We start from the raw sequence: 7,633 nt of genomic DNA, 5'->3' as shown, positions 1-7,633 counted from the left end.
GTCCTCGGTGTCAAGCCAGCGATGCGCCGGTCGATCTGTGTGATGTGAGAACTGAGCAGCTCGATCATCGCCTCGATCTGGGCGCCGATCTCCTCCTGGCCGGCGCTGTGGCGACGCAACTTTTCAGCCTTGCGCATCTCGACCAACTGTCTGCGACGACGTAGGAAATCGGCAAGTTGGGTGCGGGCGGCGCTGACCGGGATGGTGACCGGCAGGCTGAGGGCACGACCCATCTGGGCGAGCACTCGGGCATCGACTTTGTCGGTCTTGGCCAGGACGCCGGAGGCCCTGGCGAACTCTCGGGCTTGGCGGGGATTGACGCGGGAGAATGGGTGGCTCCGCTCGGTCAGGGCGGCAATGAGATGGCCGTCACAGCCGCTTGTGGCCTCGAAGACGACAAGGGTATCGCCCTCGATCTCGGCGGCCCAGGCGGCGATAGCATCCGGGGTATTGGGGATTCTCAGCGTCTGGCCGGACGGCAGAACGCAGAGGTCGAGGAAAGCGCGCGACAGATCGCAGCCGATGACGGGCTGTGGCATGGTGATGGCTCCTGTCCATGTCGTGCGGGATCTGCAGTCCCAAGCAACTGTTCAGGGTTCAGCGAAAGCGGAAGGGACCCTTGCTCCCGCACGGGCTGCACACCCTCGGGGGGGACGGGCTCCCTTCCGCACCATCACTCTCTCACAGCTTCAACAGACAGGGGGGGGCGGCCGCCCTTTCAGGCGTAGTAGTAGGTTTTCTCGGTGCCATCCGCGAGCACCTTACAGCGGGAGTTGAGCCCCTTAAGTCTGACGCGAGCCATGGCGGGCCGCCCCTTGCCAACGCGGATTGCCCATCGCAGGTGATCGCGGATTTTTGGGGCGAGGACCGTGACGCCGCTGTCGATGGCGTATTGAACATCGCGCAACACATGGGCGAGGCAGACTTGGTGCTCTTTGCCCAGTTCCTGCTGGCCTGCATAGTGATGAGACACCCACACCTCGGGCTGATGACCGCTCAGGACGTCCTCGGCGACACTGCGCGCGCGACGCGTGGCGATCTTGTGCAAGACGGCCTTGTCCGAGAGAAATACCCACTGCGAATGGATGGCACTGTTGGTGCGCGTGGTTGTCTCAGGACATGAAGCGGGGGCGGTGCCAGGCAAAGGGTGACTCAAATCTCGACTCCCGGCGCAAGCCTTTTTTGCCAACCACGTGAGCAGTTACAAAAATGAGCTCATCAATCCGGGATGATTTTCGTTGATTTTGAAACGCATCAAATTGAGACGTATAGACTAGTCTTGAGACGTATAGCCCATGCGGACTCTGAGCCATTTCGCTAGACGTGAGATGTTGCATGTGAGCTTGATTGTACATGAAGCTCATGTGTATCCGGGCCCCGACCTCTTATATTGGGGTGCCGACTCCTGCGGGTGCCGGGACGAGGATCGGTGGTTATGCGAGCTCATGGTCGTCGTGTCGTCAGCCTGTTGACGAGCGTTGCATTTCTTTCAGCTTCCCTCCCGGTGGGGGCGCTGGCGCAGCAGGCGGGCGCCATGCCCACCGCGGGAAGCGTAGTGTCCGGCGCGGCGGCGATCTCTTCGCCTTCCGCCACCAGCGTGTTGATCACGCAGTCATCACCTAATGCCATCGTCAATTGGAGCAGCTTCTCCATCGGCGCCGGCAATGCCGTGCGCTTCGAGAACGGCAGCGGCGCGACGCTGAACCGGGTCACCGGCCTGTCGCGCTCGCAGATCGATGGGGCACTCACCGCCACCGGCAGTGTCTATCTGGTGAACCCCAACGGCATCACCGTGGGGCCGACGGGCACGATCACAACCGGCGGCTCCTTCGTCGCCTCCACCCATGACGTTTCGGATGCTGCCTTCATGGCCGGCGGCGACCTGACCTTCAGGGGCACCAGTACTGCCTCAGTGATCAATTACGGTAGCATCGGCGCCCTGGGCGGCGACGTGGCGCTGATTGCCCGCACGGTGGAAAATGCCGGCACCATCACCGCGCCCAACGGCACGGCGGCCTTGGCCGCCGGCTATGAGGTGCTGGTGCGCGACAGCGCGCTGTCCGACGGCAAGTTCGTGGTCAAGGTGGGCGGAGCGGACACGCAAGCCAAGACCTCCGGGGTGATCAAGGCCGCCGAAGTGGAACTGCGCGCCAATGGCGGCAATGTCTATGCCCTGGCGGGCAACACCTCCAGCATCACCAAGGCCACGGGCGTCGCCAGCAAGGGCGGGCGCATCTTCTTCACCGCGGGCGATGGCGGGTCCGTGGAGGTCTCCCAGAAGGTGGCGGCGCGGGGCGCCAGCGCCAATGGCAAGGCAAAAGGCGGCGAGATCCGCGTGTCCGCTGGCGCGGTGAAGGTGAGCGCCTCGCTGGACGCTCGCGGCGAGGGCGACGGCGGTGGCACCATCGTGGTGACCGGCCGCGACATCGCCCTGGCCTCCGGGGCCGATCTGGATGTGAGCGGCACGACCGGCGGCACCTTGCTGGTGGGCGGCGATTTTCAGGGCGGCAAAGATGCCGCGTCCAAATATCTGCCCGAGACCGTAGCTACAGCGCGGACCACGACGGTGGCTGCCGATGCCGTCCTGCGGGCGGATGGTTCGCAGGGCGCGGGCGGGAAGGTGGTGGTGTGGTCGGATCAGGCGACCAGCTTCGCCGGGAGCATCTCCGCCACCGGCCTCACCACGGGCGGCGATGCAGAAGTATCCGGCAAGGCGTTGCTGGACTTCACCGGCACGGCGGATCTGCGCGGTGCCAGCGGCGCGTTCGGCACGCTGTTGCTGGATCCCTACAACATCACCATCTCGAATGGGTCGGCCTCGAACTCATCGGGCGTGACGCCGACCGGCGATGACAGCGTCATCACCGTCGCGACGCTGGTGAACGCGCTTTCCAGCGCCAATGTCACGGTCACCACCGGCGGGTCCGGCTCGGCCGGGTCCCAGGCGGGTAACATCACGGTTGCGGATGCGGTGAGCTGGAGCAGCGGCTCCACCTTGACCCTCTCCGCTTATGGCAACATCGCGGTGAATGCGAACCTGTCCGGCGGGACGGGATCCAGCATCGTGCTCCAGTCCGACAATTCCGGCACCGGCACGGGCACGGTGACGTTCGGTGCGGGCGTCACCGCCACGGCATCCGGTGGCGTGTCGATCTTTTACAATCCCACAAGCTATGCGTCCCCGAACGACTATTCGAGCACCGCCGGGGCCAGCACCACCCTCACCGCCTACATGCTGGTGAACACGCTTCGGAATCTTCAGGACATCAACACCAACCTTGCCGGCACCTATGCGCTGAGCCGGGACATCGACGCCACCGCCACGTCGGGCTCCGACGCCACGGCGGGCTGGGGCATCGGCGCCGGCCTCGTGCCGATCGGGGATTCTGTTTCACCATTCACGGGCACCTTCGACGGCCAGGGCCATGTGATCAGCGAGCTGACGATCAATTGGGCGACGAAGGAGCGGGTCGGGCTGTTCGGATACGCAGGCCTCGGTTCGATAATCCGCAATGTCGGCCTAGTCGGCGGCCGCGTGACGGGCTCGGACACTGTCGGCGCGCTGGTCGGGTACAACAACGGCACCATCACCCGGGCCTACGCCACGAGCGCCGTGACGGGTTGGGGCAACAATGTCGGCGGGCTGGTCGGGATCAACAACGGCACCATCACCCAGGTCTACGCCACGGGCAGCGTGACGGGTCAGAACTTTGTCGGCGGGCTGGTCGGGCAGGTGTATGGCGGCACCATCACCCAGGCCTACGCCACGGGCGCCGTGACGGGTCAGAACCTTGTCGGCGGGCTGGCCGGGAACAACTACGGCACCATCACCGCCTCATTCTTTGACACGCAGACGACCGGGCAGGCGAACGGCATCGGCGGCGGCATCACCGTCGGCTACCGGGCCGAAGTTACCGGCCTGACCACGGCGCAGGCACGGCAGTCATCCTCATATACCGGCTGGGATTTCACCACCGATTGGTACCAGTCCGCCGACATGCGGCCGATCGGGCGCTGGGAGGCGGCCGCAGTGGTCAATGGGGTTGCGACCGTCAGCAATCTGCACCAGCTCGCGCTGATTGATACCAACCGCTCCGGTTCCTACGTCCTCGCCGCCAATCTCGACGCCTCGGCCACCGCCGGCACCACTGCCGCCGGCATCTGGGGTACCGGCGGCTTCGTGCCGATCGGGCCCAATTCGGACAAGTTCACCGGCACCTTCGACGGCAAGGGCCACGTCATCAGCGGGCTGACGATCGACCGGCAGAGCGAGGATTATATCGGTCTGTTCGGCGCCATAGGCAACGGTTCGACCATCCGCAATGTCGGGCTCGTCGGGGGCAGTGTGAAGGGCGGTTCCTACGTCGGCGGGCTGGTAGGGTACAACAATCTTGGCACCATTACCCAGGCCTATGCGACAGGCAGCGTGGCGGGAAGTGGCAGCTATGTCGGCGGGCTGAACGGCTATAATGGCGGCACCATTACCCAGGCCTATGCGACAGGCAGCGTGGCGGGAAGTCGCAACCATGTCGGCGGGCTCGTCGGCCTTAACTACGGGACCTCCACCCAGGCCTACGGGACCATCACCCAGGCCTATGCGACCGGCCTTGTGACGGGGACCGGCAACAATCTCGGTGGGCTGGTGGGGTATAACAACGGCGGCACCATCACCCAGGCCTATGCGACAGGCAGCGTGGCGGGAAGTAACAATGTCGGCGGGCTGGTGGGGATTAACACCGGCACGATCACTTACACCTATGCGACCGGGCTTGTGACGGGGACCGGCGACGATATCGGTGGGCTGGTGGGGTATAACACTGGCGGCACCATCACCCAGGCCTATGCGACGGGCAGTGCGACGGGAAGTAACAATGTCGGCGGGCTGGTGGGGATTAACACCGGCGCGATCAATTACACCTATGCGACCGGCCTTGTGACGGGGACCGGCAACAATCTCGGTGGGCTGGTGGGGTATAACAATGAAGGCACCATCACCAAGTCGTTCTGGAACAAGGATACCACGGGGCGAAGTGTCGGCGTTGCTTTTTTCACCGGCACCACACCCGATGTCACCGGCCTGACCACGGCGCAGACGCAGAACCCCTTCACCTTCATCGACGCAGGTTGGGATTTCGCGGGCGTCTGGGGCAAGTCCACCACGGGCGCGAACGGCGGCTACATGATGCTGCGCGCACTGTCGACTGGGCTCTATGACAATTACGTCAAGGTCTCGGGAGATACCTCCAAGGTTTACGGAGACGCCAACCCTTCAACGTCCAGCATCACGATGACGGGCGTCGGGACAAGCAATGTGACGCTCGCCTGGGGCAGCGCCATCACGACGCAAACCAATGCGGGAGCTTATAATTACTCCGACGCGAATGTCCTCACCGCCACGTCAGGATCGGGCGGCACCACCTATTTGGATTACGGCACGGGCAAATTGACCGTGAGCCAGCGTGCGATAACGGTGACGGCAGACAGCCAGAGCATGGTTTATGGCGACAGCCTGCCGACCCTGACCTATGTGGTTGGCGGCAGCGGACTGGTGAATGGGGACAGCCTCGCCGGTGCTCTGGCGTCGGCGGCCAATTCCACCTCCAATGTGGGCACCTACGGCATCACCCAGGGCACGTTGGCGGCTTCGGCCAACTACACGCTCACCTCCTACACCGGGGCGAACGTCTCAGTAACGGCACGTCCGCTCACGGTGACGGCGGACGGCCAGAGCATGGTCTACGGCAATGCCGTCCCGACCCTGACCTATACGGTGGGCGGCAGCGGGCTGGTGAATGGCGATAGCCTCACCGGCGGGCTGGCGACCACGGCCAGTTCCACGTCCAATGTGGGCACCTACGGCATCACCCAGGGGACGCTGGCGGCCTCGGCCAATTACGCGCTCACCTATACGGGCGCGAACGTCGCGGTGACCGCCCGCCCGCTCACGGTGACGGCGGATGGCCAGAGCATGGTCTATGGCAACAGCTTGCCGAGCCTGACCTATGTGGTGGGCGGCAGCGGGCTGGTGAATGGCGATAGCCTCACCGGTGCCCTGGCGACCACAGCCAGCTCCACGGCCAACGTGGGGACGTACGGCATCACCCAGGGCACGCTGGCGGCCTCGGGCAATTACGCGCTCACCTATACCGGCGCCAACGTCGCGGTGACGGCCCGCCCGATCACGGTGACGGCGGACGGCCAGAGCATGGTCTATGGCAACAGCCTGCCGACGCTGACCTATGTGGTGGGCGGTAGCGGTCTGGTGAACGGAGACAGCCTCGCCGGTGCGCTGGCCACATTCGCCAGCTCCAGCGCCAATGTGGGGACCTACGGCATTACCCAAGGCACGCTGGCCAACAGCAACTACGCGCTCACCTATACCGGCGCGAACGTCGCGGTGACGGCCCGTCCGATCACGGTGACCGCGGATGGCCAGAGCATGGTCTATGGCAACTCCCTGCCGACCTTGACCTATGTGGTGGGCGGCAGCGGGCTGGTGAACGGCGATAGCCTTACCGGTGCCCTGGCCACCTTGGCCAGTTCCACGGCCAACGTGGGGACCTACGGTATCACCCAGGGGACGCTGGCAGCCTCGGGCAACTACGCGCTCACCTATACCGGCGCGAACGTCTCAGTGACCGCCCGTCCGCTCACGGTCACGGCGGATGGCCAGAGCATGATCTATGGTAACAGCCTGCCGACGCTGACCTATATGGTGGGCGGCAGCGGGCTGGTGAACGGCGATAGCCTTACCGGTGCCCTGGCCACCTTGGCCAGTTCTACGGCCAACGTGGGGACCTACGGCACCACCCAGGGCACGTTGGCTGCCTCGGCCAACTACGCGCTCACCTATACCGGCGCGAACGTCGCTGTGACCGCCCGTCCGCTCACGGTGACGGCGGATGGCCAGAGCATGGTCTATGGCAACAGCTTGCCGGCCCTGACCTATGTGGTGGGCGGCAGCGGGCTGGTGAATGGCGATAGCCTCACCGGTACCCTGGCCACATTGGCCAGCTCGACCTCCAATGTGGGGACGTACGGCATCACCCAAGGGACGCTGGCGGCCTCGGCCAACTACGCGCTCACCTATACCGGCGCGAACGTCTCGGTGACGGCCCGCCCGCTCACGGTGACGGCGGACGGTCAGAGCATGATCTATGGCAACAGCCTGCCGACGCTGACCTATATGGTGGGCGGCAGCGGGCTGGTGAATGGCGATAGCCTCACCGGTGCCCTGGCGACCACAGCCAGCTCCACGGCCAATGTGGGCATCTACGGCATTACCCAAGGCACGCTGGCCAACAGCAATTATGCCATCACCTATACCGGCGCCAACGTCGCGGTGACGGCCCGCCCGCTCACGGTGACGGCGGATGGCCAGAGCATGGTCTACGGCAACAGCCTGCCGACCCTGACCTATGGGGTGGGCGGCAGTGGGCTGGTGAACGGCGACAGCCTCACCGGTGCCCTCACGACGACCGCCAGCTCGACCTCCAATGTGGGCACCTACGGCATCACCCAGGGCACGCTGGCGGCCTCGGCCAACTATGCGCTCACCTATACCGGCGCCAACGTCGTGGTGACGGCGCGTCCGCTCACGGTGACGGCGGATGGCCAGAGCATGGTCTATGGC

At 64.8% G+C, this 7,633-nt stretch carries 2 protein-coding genes and 1 pseudogene; 1 reads left to right on the top strand and 2 read right to left on the bottom strand.

Going from position 1 to position 7,633, the window contains the following annotated elements:
• Positions 1–539: transposase (locus AAG816_RS27145; protein ID WP_341992840.1), on the bottom strand; the 539-nt coding region annotated here is incomplete at its 3' end.
• Positions 540–814: 275 nt separating this feature from the next.
• A pseudogene (locus AAG816_RS27140) lies at positions 815–1,126 on the bottom strand (transposase); the annotation flags it as partial.
• 408 nt (positions 1,127–1,534) lie between these two features.
• On the opposite strand from AAG816_RS27140, the gene AAG816_RS27135 reads away from it, so the two are divergent.
• On the top strand, positions 1,535–7,633 hold a 6,099-nt coding region (locus tag AAG816_RS27135; protein WP_341992839.1), incomplete at its 3' end, for an MBG domain-containing protein.

Origin of the sequence: Azorhizobium sp. AG788, from assembly GCF_943371865.1 — a bacterium.
GTDB lineage: Bacteria > Pseudomonadota > Alphaproteobacteria > Rhizobiales > Xanthobacteraceae > Azorhizobium.
This window is presented reverse-complemented; position numbering and strand designations above follow the sequence as displayed.